The 15775-nt window shown below is 66.3% G+C and carries 15 protein-coding genes and 1 tRNA gene; 7 read left to right on the forward strand and 9 right to left on the reverse strand.

Annotated elements, in window-relative coordinates; all coding sequences use genetic code 11:
- Positions 1–4: 4 nt before the first annotated feature.
- The 5 genes from ACRYLO_RS12665 to cpdR all read right to left on the reverse strand — a co-directional run bounded on the left by ACRYLO_RS12665 (position 5) and on the right by cpdR (position 2495).
- Positions 5–742, reverse strand: coding sequence for a metallophosphoesterase family protein (locus tag ACRYLO_RS12665; RefSeq protein ID WP_482660486.1), 738 nt, complete (start codon positions 740–742; stop codon positions 5–7).
- Complete coding sequence (locus tag ACRYLO_RS12670) at positions 739–1587, reverse strand: diacylglycerol/lipid kinase family protein (protein ID WP_482660487.1); 849 nt, start codon at positions 1585–1587, stop codon at positions 739–741. Before ACRYLO_RS12670 ends, ACRYLO_RS12665 begins: the two co-directional genes overlap by 4 nt.
- A gap of 77 nt (positions 1588–1664) precedes the next feature.
- Positions 1665–1838 carry a hypothetical protein gene (locus tag ACRYLO_RS12675; protein ID WP_482660488.1) on the reverse strand — a complete coding sequence of 58 codons (174 nt, stop codon included), beginning with the start codon at positions 1836–1838 and terminating at the stop codon, positions 1665–1667.
- A gap of 135 nt (positions 1839–1973) precedes the next feature.
- Positions 1974–2048, reverse strand: a tRNA-Val gene (locus ACRYLO_RS12680).
- 69 nt (positions 2049–2117) lie between these two features.
- Positions 2118–2495, reverse strand: a complete 378-nt coding sequence (gene cpdR, locus ACRYLO_RS12685; protein ID WP_482660489.1) for a cell cycle two-component system response regulator CpdR — start codon at positions 2493–2495, stop codon at positions 2118–2120.
- 145 nt (positions 2496–2640) lie between these two features.
- Here cpdR and ACRYLO_RS12690 point away from each other — a divergent pair, with 145 nt between their 5' ends.
- On the forward strand, positions 2641–3480 hold the full coding sequence (locus ACRYLO_RS12690) for an N-formylglutamate amidohydrolase (protein ID WP_482660490.1): 840 nt from the start codon (positions 2641–2643) through the stop codon (positions 3478–3480).
- 255 nt (positions 3481–3735) lie between these two features.
- Here ACRYLO_RS12690 and ACRYLO_RS12695 read toward each other — a convergent pair whose 3' ends face one another.
- Both ACRYLO_RS12695 and ACRYLO_RS12700 read right to left on the reverse strand, forming a co-directional pair.
- Complete coding sequence (locus ACRYLO_RS12695) at positions 3736–4518, reverse strand: SapC family protein (protein ID WP_294018655.1); 783 nt, start codon at positions 4516–4518, stop codon at positions 3736–3738.
- Positions 4519–4548: 30 nt separating this feature from the next.
- The gene (locus tag ACRYLO_RS12700; RefSeq protein ID WP_482660491.1) at positions 4549–6012 is read right to left on the reverse strand and encodes an FAD-binding oxidoreductase; all 1464 of its coding nucleotides are present in this window, start codon (positions 6010–6012) and stop codon (positions 4549–4551) included.
- A gap of 102 nt (positions 6013–6114) precedes the next feature.
- On the opposite strand from ACRYLO_RS12700, the gene ACRYLO_RS12705 reads away from it, so the two are divergent.
- The 6 genes from ACRYLO_RS12705 to ACRYLO_RS12730 all read left to right on the forward strand — a co-directional run bounded on the left by ACRYLO_RS12705 (position 6115) and on the right by ACRYLO_RS12730 (position 13335).
- Positions 6115–6576: a hypothetical protein gene (locus ACRYLO_RS12705; protein ID WP_482660492.1), complete on the forward strand. Its 462-nt coding sequence runs from the start codon at positions 6115–6117 to the stop codon at positions 6574–6576.
- 88 nt (positions 6577–6664) lie between these two features.
- Positions 6665–8095, forward strand: coding sequence for a DEAD/DEAH box helicase (locus ACRYLO_RS12710; protein WP_482660493.1), 1431 nt, complete (start codon positions 6665–6667; stop codon positions 8093–8095).
- An 8-nt stretch (positions 8096–8103) separates the two neighbouring features.
- Positions 8104–8292, forward strand: coding sequence for a DUF1289 domain-containing protein (locus ACRYLO_RS12715; RefSeq protein ID WP_482660494.1), 189 nt, complete (start codon positions 8104–8106; stop codon positions 8290–8292).
- 60 nt (positions 8293–8352) lie between these two features.
- Positions 8353–10155: a diguanylate cyclase gene (locus ACRYLO_RS12720; protein ID WP_482660495.1), complete on the forward strand. Its 1803-nt coding sequence runs from the start codon at positions 8353–8355 to the stop codon at positions 10153–10155.
- A 74-nt stretch (positions 10156–10229) separates the two neighbouring features.
- On the forward strand, positions 10230–10787 hold the full coding sequence (locus ACRYLO_RS12725; protein WP_482660496.1) for a biliverdin-producing heme oxygenase: 558 nt from the start codon (positions 10230–10232) through the stop codon (positions 10785–10787).
- Entirely contained in the window at positions 10762–13335 is a 2574-nt protein-coding gene (locus ACRYLO_RS12730; protein WP_482660497.1) for an HWE histidine kinase domain-containing protein, read from the forward strand. The genes ACRYLO_RS12725 and ACRYLO_RS12730 overlap by 26 nt, the downstream gene beginning before the upstream one ends.
- 148 nt (positions 13336–13483) lie before the next feature.
- Here ACRYLO_RS12730 and ACRYLO_RS12735 read toward each other — a convergent pair whose 3' ends face one another.
- Together ACRYLO_RS12735 and ACRYLO_RS12740 are read right to left on the reverse strand one after the other, a co-directional pair.
- The gene (locus ACRYLO_RS12735; RefSeq protein WP_482660498.1) at positions 13484–14350 is read right to left on the reverse strand and encodes an S-methyl-5'-thioadenosine phosphorylase; all 867 of its coding nucleotides are present in this window, start codon (positions 14348–14350) and stop codon (positions 13484–13486) included.
- Positions 14347–15771, reverse strand: a complete 1425-nt coding sequence (locus ACRYLO_RS12740) for an amino acid permease (protein ID WP_482660499.1) — start codon at positions 15769–15771, stop codon at positions 14347–14349. Before ACRYLO_RS12740 ends, ACRYLO_RS12735 begins: the two co-directional genes overlap by 4 nt.
- Positions 15772–15775 lie beyond the last annotated feature (4 nt).

Genomic DNA, 15775 nt, shown 5'->3' on the forward strand with positions numbered 1-15775 from the left:
GCGGTCAGCGATCAGCACCCATTTCCCTGACGCGCGTTTCCAGCGCGCCATCGGCCACATGCAGCTCGTTGAACGAGGGTCGCGTGTCGCGCACCCGTTCCGACAGCGTGCCTGCACCGATCAGCCGCACCGGGCCGGCGGCGGTGCCGTGGGTGATGTCGAACGGATCATGGACATGGCCGGTCAGCACGCCGTGCGCCCCGGCCTGCGCCAGCGCCTCCAGCGCCGCACGCCCGCCGCGCGTATGCGACGTGCTGCGCGTCCCAGCCTCGACCAACGGGTGGTGACAGGCGACCAGGACAAGATGATCGTCCGGGGTTTCGGCAAGCTGTGACAGCGTGCGCGTGATCGCGCGGCCGCTGACATAGCCCTTTGACCAGTTCAGCCGCAATTGTGCGCGCGCCGTGGTCTTGAGCGGGACGATCGATACGCCGCGCAGCTCCAGCGGGCGTTCGATCATCCGCTCCAGCGCCTGATAACGGCGATAGGGCGTCACGAACCGCGCCCAGGGGTTGAAATAGGGCAGGTCGTGATTGCCGACTTCGACCGTGATCGGCCGATCCAGCGCCTCCAGCCATGCCTGCGCCGCAGCAAATTCCTCTCGCCGCGCGCGCATGGTCAGGTCGCCGGTGACGATCACCGCGTCGGGCCGCTCCCGGGCGACGCGATCGGCGAACCAGTCGAGCGCCGCTCGGTCTTCGGCGCCGAAATGGATGTCGCTGACATGGAACAGCCGGGTCATGCCGCCTCCCACGCGGTGGCCAGAAAGCTGGGTCCGGTCTTACCCGCGCGGACCACCGTCCCCGGGGCCAGTGTCACCGGCTCGCCATCGAACAAGGCCAACACCGGGCGGCTGCTATAGGGTTTGATCTGCGCTGCGTCGCGCTGCATCACGGCGCGGGCGGCCACCCAGTCGCCGGTCAGCCAAGTCCAGCCCAGCTCCGCAATCGCGCCCCAGTCGCGCGCGTCGATGGCGTTGACCCGCAACGCGCCGTTTGTCGGCGCAACGAAGATCGCTTGATAGCGCCGATCCATATCGGCGATACCGCGAAGGCGGATGCCGCGGCCGAATGTCCGTCGCCATGCATTGCGCAACGCGCCGGCTAACCGCGCGATCCGACCCGCCCGCGCTGCTTCACGCGCCCGCCCCCAATGCGCGGCCGGACCGACGATCAGGCCGACAAAGGCGCGGTGCGGCCCGGCCTCGACATAGGGCAGCGCCACCCGCCGCGAAGCATGATGCGCCGCATGGACGATTGCCGCCGGGTCGGCGTCCCCATGCAGCATCTTCGCCAGCATGTTCATCGTGCCCCCGGGCAGGATCAAGAACGCGCCGTCCCAATCCGCCAACGCGCATAGCGCCGCATTGATCGTGCCATCGCCCGCGAACAACACCACCGTATCGACATTGGCGGCGGCGAGCGCTGCCGCATCCGGAATGGCATCGTCCGGAAAGCGGGTGCGTCCGGCAAGGATCAGGCCGCGCTCTTCGAACACGGCCTCAAGCGCGATGCACTTCTCCTGCGTTGCCGAGCCGGAGTGCGGATTGGTGATGAACCACAGACGTTGCATGCCGCGCCAACGCATGACGCCCCGATTGTTTCGCGCTGCACACAAAAAAAGGGGCCGCATGTGCGGCCCCTTTCGGTAACGGAACAGTTGGATCAGCGCTGCTGATCGGCACCGCCCTCGTCCTGGTCGTCGATCTCGTCCGGCGTATTGCCATTCTGCGGATCCTGCTGCTCGCGCGGCTGCTGGTTCTGCTGGCGATCGACATTCTGATTGCCCTGCTGATTCTGCTGACCGCCCGGGGTCTGGTCCTGCTGACGCTCGTTCATGGCTCTCTCCTGGTATTTCCCACTCGTACGGCAAGAACCGGCGAACAGGGCATAAGGCTGCTCGGTTCATCGCATTGTTCGTCGCAAAGGGAATCAAAAAGGCCCGCCAGCGCAATGCGCTAACGGGCCTTATGATGGTGGGCGTGGCAAGGATTGAACTTGCGACCCCTGCGATGTCAACACAGTGCTCTACCACTGAGCTACACGCCCACTCGCCTTGCGGCGAATCTCGGGAAGCGGCGCTTTAGCGGGGGTCGTCCCCCCATGCAAGCGCCGGTTTCAATTGCTGCTGGGGATTTGCCCGGCCTCAAACAATCGGTCGACCTCCAGCACCAGATCGCGCAGGTGGAACGGCTTGGACAGCACGCGCGCCTGGGGAACCTGCTTGCCCGCCTTCAGCGTCACGGCGGCAAAGCCGGTGATGAACATGATGCGCATGTCCGGCGCGATCTCGGCGGCGCGCTGCGCCAGTTCGATCCCGTCCATCTCCGGCATCACGATATCGCTGAGCAGCAGGTCGAACCGTTCGGTTTCGATGAGCGGCAGCGCGGCGGTGCCGCGATCGACGGCGGTGACGGCATAGCCGGACTTTTCCAGCGCGCGCGTGAGATATTCACGCATCACCTGATCGTCCTCGGCCAACAAGATTCTGATCATTCGCCCCTCATCCACGGCCGATGCCCGCGCCTGCCCGTCACATGTTATGCGCGAAGCCCTTAAGAAATTCCAGCCATGGCCCCTGAACGAGCGCATCGGCCAGGCGAGCGTTGCGATGCCGCGCATCGGCGCTTAGGCTGGGCAGGTGAGCGTGCCACCGCCCTTTGACTGCCACGGGCCCGGGCGTCCGGCGTCGCCGGTCGTGCTGTCGGTGCCGCACGCCGGGCGCAATTATCCGCTGGCACTCCGCGCGGCGCTCCGTGCGCCGCTGCACAGCCTGCTTCCACTCGAGGATCGTCATGCCGATACGCTCGCGCTGGCGGCGCGGGGGATCGAAACCCTGCTGGTTGCGACGCGGCCGCGCGCATGGATCGACCTCAACCGCGCCGAGCATGAACGTGACCACAGCATCGACGAGGGTGCCCTGCCAGTGCCTGAGGCCGCTCAGTCGCTCAAACTGCGCAGCGGGCTCGGCCTCATTCCGCGCCGCGTCGGCGGTGTCGAGCTATGGCGCCGACGCTTCGCCGCCGAGGAAGTGCGCGCGCGGATCGAGCAGGATCACCGGCCCTATCACGCCGCCCTGGCGCAGGCGCTGGAGGCCGCGCGGGCACGGTTCGGGGTCGCGGTCCTGATCGACATCCACTCCATGCCGCCGCTCGCCCATGGCGCAGCGCGGCTGGTGATCGGCGACCGGTTCGGCCGCGCGAGTGCCGCGCGCTTCGTTGCCCGGATCGAGGGTGTCGCGCACGCCGCGCGGGTGCGCAGCGCGGTCAACACGCCCTATGCTGGCGGCCATGTCCTGGAGCGCCATGCCGATCCGGCGCGCAACATCCACGCGATTCAGCTCGAGTTCGACCGCAGCCTGTATCTCGACCGTCGCCGCGACCAGCCGGGGCCGGGCCTCGACGCCACCGCGCAACTGCTGCGCGCGATCATCGATGCCGTCGCCGACGAAGCCTTACCCCTCGCCGACGCCGCACAATAAAAAAACCGCCCGGTGTTACCACCGGGCGGCCAAGGTTCAGGGAGGAGACACGCCCGAGGGCGTGCCGCGCGGGTCCGCGAAAGGGGGGACACGAAACCGCGCTAAACACAGTATAGTAATGCTTGACCGTGGCTTCAAGGCCACAGCTCAAAATGCGACGAACGGAGGATGTGGACGGGACCAAACCCGTCATGTCAGGCCGGAATCAGCCGAATTTACCTCCGGGGCTGCACACGCAGCCCCGGAGGGAACCGGTCAGACCGCCGGCGCGACCTGCGGCGCAACCGCGCCCAGCGCCATCTGGCGACCGAAAATCTCGCGGACCAGGCCGAGCGAGAAGAGATGTGCGTAGATCAGCGGGAGCATGCCGTTCTGCTGAATCTTGCGCAGCTGGTCGCCGCGCATCTCGTTGAGCTTCGCCTCATCGACCATGCGGAAACCGCGATAGATATAGGGCTGTGCCGCGCCGTCCGGCTGGATCGCGACTTCGCCATCCATCAACAGGCCCATGTCATTCAGTTCCTTGAGGAACGCGCCGGTCTTCTGGCCCGCAATCTCGAATTCCTCGTTGAACTTCAGGATCTGCTGAACCAGGTCGGTCGGCTTGCCGTCCGCGAACAGCGCGTCGCCTTCATCGAACGCACCGATCGTGTCGGTGGTCGGGTCGAAGCACAGCGACAATTCTTCGGCATCGGGGCGCAGCTTCGCGAGCAGGAACGGATAGCGGCGGACATAGGCCGGGATATACATCGGCTCGGTCCCGCGCGGCTTGCCGTCTTCGTCGAAGAAGACGTTGACGCCTTCATTCAGGCCCATCAGCGCCAGCGGCACCGGCTCGTCACCCGCCGAGAACACGATCGGCATGTAACGCTGCACCAGCGGAAATTCCTCGACGGTCAGCGGCACCGCGTGCTGCTTGCCCAGGAACGGCGCCGTGGTGGCCGGACGGATGCGAAAATTGCCATGCATCTCGCTCGAGAGCGGGAGAAGGTCGTTATAGAAAACGGGAAGACCCTGTGCTTGCGGCGCGCTCGCCATGAAATTCTCCTGGAGTTAGGTGTGCGCGGTCTATTGGTCGGCGCGCGCGGGCGCAAGCGTAACCAGTTTCCCCGGATTGAACAGATTGTCCGGATCGAATGCACGCTTGATCGCGGCGAGGGCGTGCATGCGCGCGGGCGACGACAGCCGCGCCAGTTCGTCGCGCTTCATCTGGCCAATGCCATGCTCCGCCGAGATCGAACCGCCCGCCGCGACCACCAGATCATGGACGAACGGACTGATTCGCCCCGCATTCTCGTCGATCCAGCTGCGATCGGCACCGGCGGGTGCGCGGACATGGAAATGGACATTGCCATCACCCAGATGGCCGAATGCGCCCGCGCTGGTGCCGGGAAACGCCGCCTCGACCGCCGCCGCACCGTCGATCATGAAGTTTGGCATCGCTGCAACCGGGACCGAAATGTCATGCTGAAGCGCCGGACCGCTCGCGCGCTCCGCCTCCGAAATCGAATCGCGCAGCTTCCACAGCGCCTCAGCCTGCGCCTCGCTCGCTGCGATCACCGCATCGCGAATCAGGTCGCGATCGAGCCCCAGTGCCAGCAGGAGCTCCAGCGTCTGGGCCGGCGGTTCGGCCGCCGCATCGCTCGCTACCGATTCGATCAGCACATGCCAGGGATGCGGCCCAGTGAGCGGATCGCGCGTGCCGGGAATATGCTCCAGCACCAGCGCCAATGAATGTGCGGGCACGATCTCGAAGCTTTCGATCGAATCGCTCGCCGCCTCGCACAGACGCAGCAAGTCCAGGGCTGCGTGCGGCGAGTCCACTCCGACCCAGCCGACCGCGCGCGCCACCACCGCTGGAACCAGCTTCAGCGTCACGGCGGTGATGACGCCCAGCGTCCCTTCCGCCCCGACCAGCAGCTGGTTGAGGTCGTAGCCGCGATTGTCCTTTTTGAGCGGGGCGAGGCCGTCATGGATGCTGCCGTCGGGCAGCACCGCTTCGACCCCCAGCACCAGCGCGCGCATCGTACCAAAGCGCAGCACCTGCGTGCCGCCCGCGTTGGTCGACGTAAGGCCACCGATCGTGGCGCTGCCCTTTGCCCCCAAGGTCAGCGGGAAGCGCCGCCCCTGCGCGAGCGCGGAGTCGTGCAGATCGGACAGGATCACGCCCGCTTCGGCAATGGCCAGCCCCGCTTCGGCATCGACCCGCCGGATCGCGTTCATCCTGCGCAGCGAGAGGATCGCCGCCGTGCCATCGGTGGGCGGGGTCGCCCCGCCGACCATCGATGTATTGCCCCCCTGCGGCACCAGCGGGACGCGATGCGCTGTGGCAAGCTGAACGATCGCCGCGACATCCGCCGTCGTGCGCGGTTGAAGGAGTACCGCCGATGCGCCGTGATAGCGCCCGCGCCAGTCGGTCAGCCAGGGCGCGATCGCGTCGGGATCGGTCACCACCGCATCCTGGCCGATTCGCGCTATGACGGCTGCGACGAAAGCATGTAGCGCGGCGGCGGCGGGATCAGGCGCAATCATGGCCGCGCGCTACCATGGCGGGACACCGGGGGGCAATTCATCCACTGTTCAACCCGGTCGCGTATAGGGCATGACAATATGGTGAAGCCGTTGATCGCGTCTGTGTGCGCTGCACTTTTGCTGCCCCCCGCTGCGTCGGGACAGGGCAAGCCGCAGCAGTCGCCGTCATCCGCGCAGCCGACACGGCTGGCCCAGGTCCGCATCCAGCAGCATATCGTGATCCGCGTACCCCGCCCCGATCCGGTGCGGCGCACCGCCGCCCCGGCACCCGCACCCCTGCCCCCGATCGCCTGGGTCGAGAAGCGCGCCGATGACTGTGTGCCGGTCGAATCGCTGTCCGGCGCGGCGATCATCCGGTCGGACAGCGTCGATCTGGTGCTGTCCGGCGGACGCCGCGTGCGAGCCAAGCTGGGCAGTGAATGCCCCGCGCTCGATTTTTATGCCGGCTTCTATGTAAAGCCGAACAAGGACGGAAAGGTGTGCGCCAAGCGCGACGCATTCCGCTCGCGCTCGGGCGGGGAATGCCGCATCCGGTCGTTCCGCACGCTGACGCCCGAACGCTGATCAGCGTTTACCTTGACTTTTCGAACCATTTCCCTGAGAGCGCCTGAGATTATTTAAAGGGGCGCGCCCCTGTTTTCCGGACATCTGAATGAGCTTTGCCGATCTCGGCCTCTCTGACGAATTGCTGAAGGCCGTCACAGAGGCCGGCTATTCCGAACCTACTCCGATCCAGCGCCAGGCGATCCCGTCGGTGCTGATGATGCGCGACCTGATCGGGATCGCGCAGACCGGTACGGGCAAAACCGCCAGCTTCGTGCTGCCCATGATCGACGTGCTGGCCGAAGGTCGCAGCCGCGCGCGTATGCCGCGCAGCCTGATCCTTGAGCCGACTCGCGAACTTGCCGCACAGGTGGCGGAGAATTTCGAGAAATACGGCACCTACCACAAGCTCAGCATGGCGCTGCTGATCGGCGGCGTGCAGATGGGCGATCAGGTCAAGGCGCTGGAAAAGGGCGTCGACGTCCTGATCGCCACGCCCGGCCGCCTGATGGACCTGTTCGGTCGCGGCAAGATCATGCTGAACGATTGCAACTTGCTGGTGATCGACGAAGCTGACCGGATGCTCGACATGGGGTTCATCCCCGATATCGAGGAAATCTGCACCAAGCTGCCCGCGAACCGCCAGACCCTGTTGTTCTCGGCGACGATGCCGCCGCCGATCAAGAAGCTGGCCGACAAGTTCCTGTCGAACCCCAAGACGATCGAAGTTGCGCGCCCGGCGTCGACTAACCTCAACATCACCCAGCGCATCGTGCCCGCTCCGTCGAGCGCATTCGCGAAGCGCGACCTGTTGCGCCGCCTGCTCGGCGCCGAGGATGTCCGCACCGCGATCATCTTCTGCAACCGCAAGACGACCGTGCGCGAGCTCAACAAGAGCCTGCGCAAGCACGGCTTCCGCTCCGCAGAAATCCACGGCGACATGGACCAGTCGTCGCGCATCGCCGAACTCGACCGGTTCAAGGCGGGCGACGTCAACATCCTCGTCGCGTCCGACGTCGCGGCACGCGGACTCGACATCAAGGGGGTGAGCCACGTCTTCAATTTCGATGCGCCCTGGCACCCGGACGACTATGTCCACCGCATCGGCCGCACCGGCCGCGCGGGCGCAACCGGCACTGCCTATACGCTGGTGACCAGCGCGGATGCCGAGGCGATCGAGAATATCGAGAAGCTGCAGGGTCAGAAGATCGAGCGGATCGGCGAGCTTCCGACGGGTGGTGAGCCTGAAGAGGCAACGAAGCCGCGTGGCCGCAAGGCCAAGCCGGCGAAGGACACAACGACTGAGGCTCCGCCCCGCGAAGCCAAGCCGCGCGACGAACAGCCCCGCGAGGATCGCCCGCGCGAGGCGCGGCCCCGCAGCGAGCGCCCGCGTGATGACCGTCCGCGCGACGCGCGCCGCGACGAGCGCCCCCGCAGCGACCGGCGCTATGAGGGCCGCGACGATGGCCCGGACGGCAAGGATGACGGCGGCTGGAACGGCCCGATCCCGGACTTCCTGAACTTCACGATCCCCGCCTGACAGTGCCGATGGACGAGGATGATTTCCTCGCCTTCACCCCGGTGCCGGGCGTCGCCAGCCCGTGCATCGGCGTCTGCCGCATGCGCAATGACGATGTTTGCGAAGGCTGTCTGCGCACGCTCGACGAGATTGCGGAATGGTCGATCGCCAGCGATGAACGTCGTAGCGCGATCCTTCGACGCGTCGCGGCGCGCTGAACGCCCTGTCCTTTTGGCGCCCTGCGGCCCGGATCTGACCCCCGCCCTCTATAGGGCGATATGCGCCTCGCGACGATTACCAACTGGGCCTATGGGGCCACGCTTGTTCTGACCCTTACCTCAGGCGTGACGATGTTACTGGCATCCGATGCGCATGAGCGGGAGCGCGCCGCCGTCGCGGACCGCCATTCGCTGCAACGGGCCACGACCGAGCTGGGCAAGAATATGTTCCTGTCGGCCGATCATGCGCGGCAGTTCGTCGTTACCGGCGACCCGGTCTATCGCATCCTGCATTACCGCGCCGGGAAGGCGCTGGGCGATGTCGAGGCAGGGATTGCGCCGCTTGCGAAAGCGGGTGCGCTGCCCGACGAACTGCGCACCCTGCGCGAGGCCATTCGCTGGTCGCAGACGATGGGCGACCAGCAGCGCGCTGCCATCCTCGCCTATCGCCGGGGCGATCGGGACACCGCGCGGCGCATCTTGTTCGGCGAGGCACATCAACGCGAGCTGGACCGGGCCAAGACCGTGCTTGAGCGCTTCCAGACCCAGATCGAGACGCGCACCGCTAATCAGATCGAAACCGCGACGCGGTTTGCGCGGCTATGGCGCACCGTGTCCGAAATCGTGCTCGCGACCACCGCATTGCTGTTTCTTGCCGTGCTTTATTTCATCTTCAAGCGGCGCGTGCTGCGCCCGGTGGTGCGGTTGAGCGATGTCGTCACCCGCCTCGCCGCGCAGGACTTCTCGGCCATCCCGCCACAGATCGACCAGATCGACGAGATCGGTGACATGGCGCAGGCGATCCACATTTTCCGCGCCAATGGCCTGGAGCGTCTGCGGCTCGAAGCCGAGCGTGATCGCGATCTGGCGATACGCGACACGCTGGCGCGCATGACCCAGCGGATGCAGGGGTGCGACGATCTCGACGGCCTGATCGGCGTTGCCCTTCGCTTCGCGCCGGAAATCGCACCGGATTTCGCCGGTCGGCTCTACTTGATGGACAAGGCTGCGGGCGAGCTTCGCGCGGCATGCGAATGGCTCGCCCCGGTCGGATCGCGCGACGGCTTTCCGGCGTCAGCCTGCTGGGCGCTGCGGCGCGGACAGCCGCATCGCCCTGCGGGTGGCGCGATCGACGTGCCGTGCCTGCATCTGGCCGGTAATCAGGACCCGACCCGCGACACCCTATGCCTACCGCTGACCGCGCATGGGGAGATACTGGGCCTAGTGTACCTTGAGCCGCGCCAAGGCGAACCCGCCGCCGTCGCGATGCCCGCGCCTTATCTGTACATGCTCGCTGAGAATATCGGCCTCGCTCTCGCCAATCTGCGGCTGCGTGAAGCGCTGCGTGCGATGGCGATGGTGGACGCCCTGACCGGGCTGTCCAACCGCCGCCAGCTCGAGGAGCGGCTGGCTGGCCTGCTCGCGACGTCAGGCCCGAACAGCGCTCCGCTGAGTTGCCTGATGATCGACGTCGATCACTTCAAGCGGTTCAACGACACGCACGGCCATGATGCGGGCGACGCCGTGCTTCGCGCGGTCGGCAAAGTGCTGGCTGACGGTACGCGCGGTGTAGGTGACGCGTTCCGCTATGGTGGGGAGGAGTTCACCATCCTGCTGCCGGTCGGTGCCGAGCTCGCCGCCGAACGCGCGGAACGGATCCGCGCACGCGTTGCCGAGCTGGAAGTTCGGCATGCTGGCAACATGGTCGGCCCGGTGACGATCTCGATCGGGCTGGCCGCAGTGCCCGACCATGTCGCCGCCGACCAGTTGATCGCGACCGCCGATGCGGCGCTGTTGCGCGCCAAACAGCATGGCCGCAACCGCGTGGAGATCGCAAAACCGCGACACCGTCACGCCGCCTGAGCGCTCCGGAAGGTCATTCCACGGGGGAAACAATGACTTGTTGCGGATCGGCGGTTTCGCCACAAGGTTCGCCAATGACCAGTCCCCAGCCTGCCCGGAGCCTGTTGCGCACCGCGACCGCGCCCGAGCATGAACGGGTCGATGCGGCATTTGGCGGGTTCGATCTGGCCGATCGGGATGGCTATCGTGCCTTTCTGCGCGCCCAGGCACTGCCGCTGATCACCGTCGAAGCGGCGATCGATGCGTTCGATCCGACTGCGATGCTGCCGGACTGGCCCGATAGGCGGCGGGCAGAACTGATCGCGCAGGATCTCGCCGATCTGGATACGGCGCCCCCCGCACCCGAGCCGTTTGCATTGACCGACACCGCCGCTGCGCTGGGCGCGGTTTACGTGCTGGAAGGATCGCGGCTCGGCGGGGCGTTGCTGGCGCGAAACGTTCCGATGGACCTTCCCGCCCGGTTCATTCGTTGCCCCCCTGCGCCGAAGCGCTGGCGCGGCTTGATCGAGGTTCTGGACCGGACCCTTGTGACGCAACCACAGCGTGACGCGGCGATCAGCGCTGCCCGTGCCGTCTTCGACCTGTTCTGGCGAAGCGCGCGTCAGCATGGAAGGATGCCCGTCGTTGAATGATCCGCACCCCGTCGATCTCACCAATTGTGATCGCGAGCCCATCCATATACTGGGCGCGATTCAGCCGATCGGCTTTCTGATCGCGCTGACTGCGGACTGGATCGTTGCGCGCGTTTCGGCCAACCTGCCCGAATATCTGCCGCTCTACGCCGAGCAGATCATTGGCCAACCGCTCGCCGACTTCCTGCCCGCTCCGGTACTTCACGACCTGCGCAACCGCACCGCCGTGCTGCGCGGCGCGGATTCGGTGGAGCGACTGTTCGGCGCCGAACTCACCCCGGGCACGGACCGGTTCGATCTGGCGATCCATATGTCCGGCGGACAGATCGTGATCGAAGGCCAGCGGTCGACCGGCGAAGTGGGCGATGTCACCGGCATGGTGCGGTCGATGATCGCACGGCTTGATCAGTGCAGCGACATGCTGTCCTTCTACCGCGAAGGCGCGCGCCAGGTGCGCGCACTCACCGGCTATGACCGCGTCATGGTCTATCGCTTCGCCGCCGACGGATCGGGCGAAGTGGTGGCCGAAGCGTGCAAGCCGGGCATTGGCCGCTTTCAGGGCCTGCACTATCCGGCCAGCGACATCCCGGCCCAGGCGCGCGTGCTCTACACCCGCAACTTGCTGCGTGTCATCGCCGACATCAACGCCACCCCGGTGCAGATCGTCCCCCCACTCGACGAAAAGGGCGAGCCGCTCGACCTGTCGTTGTCGCTGCTCCGTTCGGTGTCACCGATCCATATCGAATATCTGCGCAACATGGGCGTGGACGCATCGATGTCGATCTCGATCCTCGTCGACGGCAAATTATGGGGGCTGTTCGCCTGCCACCATTATGCGCCGCGCCACCCCAGCTTTGAGCGGCGTTCGACCGCCGAGCTATTCGCGCAGATGTTCTCGATGCGGCTGGAAAGCCGCGAACGGCAGCAGACGGTGGAGTTCGAGCGGCGCGCACGCGATATTTCCGACCAGCTGCTGGGCGCAGTCGCTTCGGACGAAACGCTGTTGCGCGATCCCGACTGGCTCGCCGACATCCTGACCAATGCCATTCCCGCCGATGGCGTGGGCGTATGGCTCAACGGCAGCTACGCTTTTTCGGGCGTTACCCCGCCGACCGACGATTTCCGCCGGATCGTCCGTGCGCTCAACGCCACTGCAGCGGGCAAGGTGTTCGCTACCGACCATATCGGATCGCTGATCGTCGACGCCGAATCCTTTTCGGACAGCGCTTCCGGTTTGCTGGCTATCCCGATTTCCCGCTCCCCGCGCGACTATGTCATCCTGTTTCGTAGCGAGATGATCCGATCGATCCGCTGGGCCGGCGACCCGCACAAGCCGATCGAATACGGCCCCAACGGCCCGCGCCTGTCGCCGCGCGCAAGCTTCGACGAGTGGAAGGAACTGGTCCGCGGTCGCTCGCGCCCGTTCACCGCGTCCGAGCTGCGCGTCGCCGAAACGCTGCGCGCCACGCTGATCGAGGTCGTGCTGCGCCTTGCCGATGAAGCATCGGCCGAGCGCCAGCGCGCGGGCGCGCGACAGGAAGTGATGATTGCCGAGCTCAACCATCGGGTCCGCAACATCCTCGGCCTCATCCGCGGCCTGATCCGCCAGGCTCAGCCGGAGCAGGAAGCGGTGCGCGAATTCGTGAAGGTGGTCGATGGGCGCATCCACGCGCTGGCCCGCGCGCACAACCAGATTACCGAGGATCATTGGGGTCCGGCCTGGCTTCAGGCGCTGATCGACGCCGAATCCGCCGCATTCGTTGAAGAAGGCGATCGCATTCTGAGCGAGGGCGAGCCCGTGATGCTCAACCCCCAGGCCTATTCGACCATGGCACTGGTGCTGCACGAGCTGGTCACCAATTCGAGCAAATATGGCAGCCTGTCGGTTCCCGGCGGTACCGTGAAGCTCAGCTGGACCTGCAGTCCGCGCGGCGACCTGTTGCTGCAGTGGCGTGACATTGGCGGTCCGCCGGTCAAGCCGCCGTCCCGCAAGGGGTTCGGCACGACGATCATCGAGCGGTCGGTGCCCTATGATCTGGGCGGCGAGGCCGTGGCCCGTTATGCCGAGACCGGGTTCGAGGCAGATTTCTGCATCCCCGCGCGCCATGTGTCCAAACCGCGCGACGGCGGCGCGCCGTTGATCCGCTTTCCCCGCGCGCCGCTTGCGCAGCGGGAGGAGCCGCCCGCCGACCTGCTTGACGGGCAACGCTTGTTGCTGGTCGAGGACAGCCTGATCATCGCGCTGGATGCCGAGGATATCGTGAACCGGCTCGGCGCCATGGACGTCATGACGGCAGCATCGGTCGATGCCGCGCTGGATCTGATTGCCGCGCAGCCGCCGACTGTGGCCATTCTCGACATCAACCTTGGCAGCACGACCAGCTTCGCCATCGCCGACGCGCTGCTCGAACGGCGGATCCCGTTCATGTTCGCCACCGGCTATGGCGAGCAGGCGCAATTCCCCGACCAGCATCGCGGTCGGCCGGTGGTGCAAAAACCCTATACGATCGAGAATATCGCCCGCGCGCTGGCGGATATGCTGGGATAGGATCGGCGAAGCGAAATAATCCTCCCCCGCCAGGGGGAGGTGGCGCCGAAGGCGACGGAGGGGGAGGACGGCTGCGCCCTCTCGACCGTCGTGCTTCCTCCCCCTCCGTCAGCTGCGCTGACACCTCCCCCTGGCGGGGGAGGATTGGTTAGCCCAGCACCCGCCCCGCTACCGCGTCCAGCCTGGCCAGCAGCTCCGGGTCGCGCACCTGCGGCGCGGTGATCAGGGCGGTGTCGAGGCAGGTGTCGATCGGCGACGCCGCCCGCTCTTCCGGCAACGCACGGAGCAGGTTCAGCACCATTGCGCGGGCCTTTTCGGCGTTGGTCGAGAGCTGCGCGATCACCTGTGCGACATCGACGGCTGCCTCCTCTTCGCGCCAGCAATCATAGTCGGTGACCATCGCCACCATCGCGAAGGGCAGTTCCGCCTCGCGCGCCAGCTTGGCCTCGGGCATCGCGGTCATGCCGATCACGTGGCAGCCCCAGCTGCGATAAAGATGGCTTTCGGCGCGCGTCGAGAATTGCGGGCCCTCCATCACCAGACAGGTGCCACCGCGATGCACGCTCGCCCCCGCCGCCTCCGCCGCGTCGCCCGCCAGCGCTGACAGGCGCGGACAGACCGGATCGGCCATGGAGACATGTGCGACCATCCCGGTGCCAAAGAAGCTCGACGGACGCCCCTTGGTCCGGTCGATGAACTGGTCGACGATGGTGAACGTGCCCGGCGCGCGTTCCTCCTGCAGCCCGCCGACCGACGACACCGACAGCACGTCAGTGACGCCCAGTCGCTTGAGGCAATCGATATTGGCGCGCGCGTTCAGCTGCGACGGACTGATCCGGTGGCCGCGCCCGTGGCGGGGTAGGAACGACACGCGGACATGCTCCAGCCGCCCGGTGAAGATCGCATCCGACGGCTCACCCCAGGGCGAGTCGACCTCAACCCATGCCCCGTCCTCGATCCCTGCGACATCGTACAGCCCCGACCCGCCGATAATCCCGATATGCCACTCGCTCATTCAAACACCTTTGGATCCAACGGTCTCGTCACGTTGGGCCGCGCATAGGCGAAGTAAATGACAACCCCGAGGACGTTCCAGTACAGGAAATAGAGCTGGGTCTTGGCCGGCAGGCTGAAGAACAGATAGGTGCAGCCGATCACTGCAATCGCCCCGACCAACCACCAGAGCGGCGTGCGGAACATGCGCGGCATGTCGGGTGCACGGCGGCGCAGCACCATCATGCAGATCGCGACCGCCGCGAACGCCACCAGCGTCCCGGCATTGGCGAGCGCCGCGATCTCCTCGATTGGTAGCAGCCCGGCAATCACGCTGACGATCACCGCAGTGAAGATGGTGATCCGGACCGGCGCGCCGCGCGACGAGACCTTGGCGAGCGCAATCGGCAGCATCCCGTCGCGCGCCATGGTGAAGAAAATGCGGCTCTGTCCGAACAGGAAGCCGAGCAGCACGGTCGGCAGCGCGATGATCGCCGATACCGCCAGGAAGGTGGCAAAGCCCGGCCGGCCCAGTTCGCGCAGGATCAGCGCCAGCGGCTCGGGGCTATCGGCGAACCGGGTGTAGGACAGCGCGCCAACCGCTGCGACCGCGACGAGCATGTAGATCGCGACGCACGCCACCATCGACCCGACGATGCCGATGGCCAGATCGCGGCCCGGATCCTTGGTCTCCTCGGCTGCGGTCGAGATCGCGTCGAAGCCGTAAAAGGCAAAGAAGATGATCGCCGCCGCCGCCATCACGCCGCGCTCGACCCCGTCCGCCGACACGCTCTTGGCGAAGCCGAATGGCGCGAAGGGTTCGAAATTGGCGCCGTTGAAATAGGGCAAGGCGACCGCGACGAACACCGCCAGCGCCACGATCTTGACGATCACCAGCCCGGCGTTGAGCGTCGCGCTCTCCCGCGTACCCAGGCACAGCAGCCCGGCGACGATCGCGATGATGACGATCGCGGGGATGTTGACGATCCCGCCGGCGTGCGGCCCCTGCATCAGGTCCATCGGCACCCCGGCCCAGGATTGCAGCAGCGGCGCGGCATAGCCCGACCAGCCGACCGCCACCGCGCTGACCACCAACGAATATTCCAGAATCAAGGACCAGCCGACGATCCAGGCGATGATCTCGCCCAGCACGGCATAGCTGTAGCTGTATGCGCTGCCCGACGCCGGCATCATCGTCGACATTTCGGCATAGGCGAGCGCGGCGGCGGCGCAGATCGCGCCGGCAATGACGAAGGACAGGATCACCGCCGGCCCCGCCTTGCCCGCGCCGACGCCGATCAGCGTCAGGATGCCGGTGCCGACGATCGCGCCGATGCCGAGCGCGATCAGATGCGGCCAGGACAGGGTCGCCGCCAGCCGGTGTTCGGGCGCGTGCTCGTCCGCGCCCTTCACGCTCTTTGTACGAAACAAACCGTCGGCCATGCGA

The sequence above is a fragment of the Sphingomonas sp. SDUR79 genome (assembly GCF_056821745.1).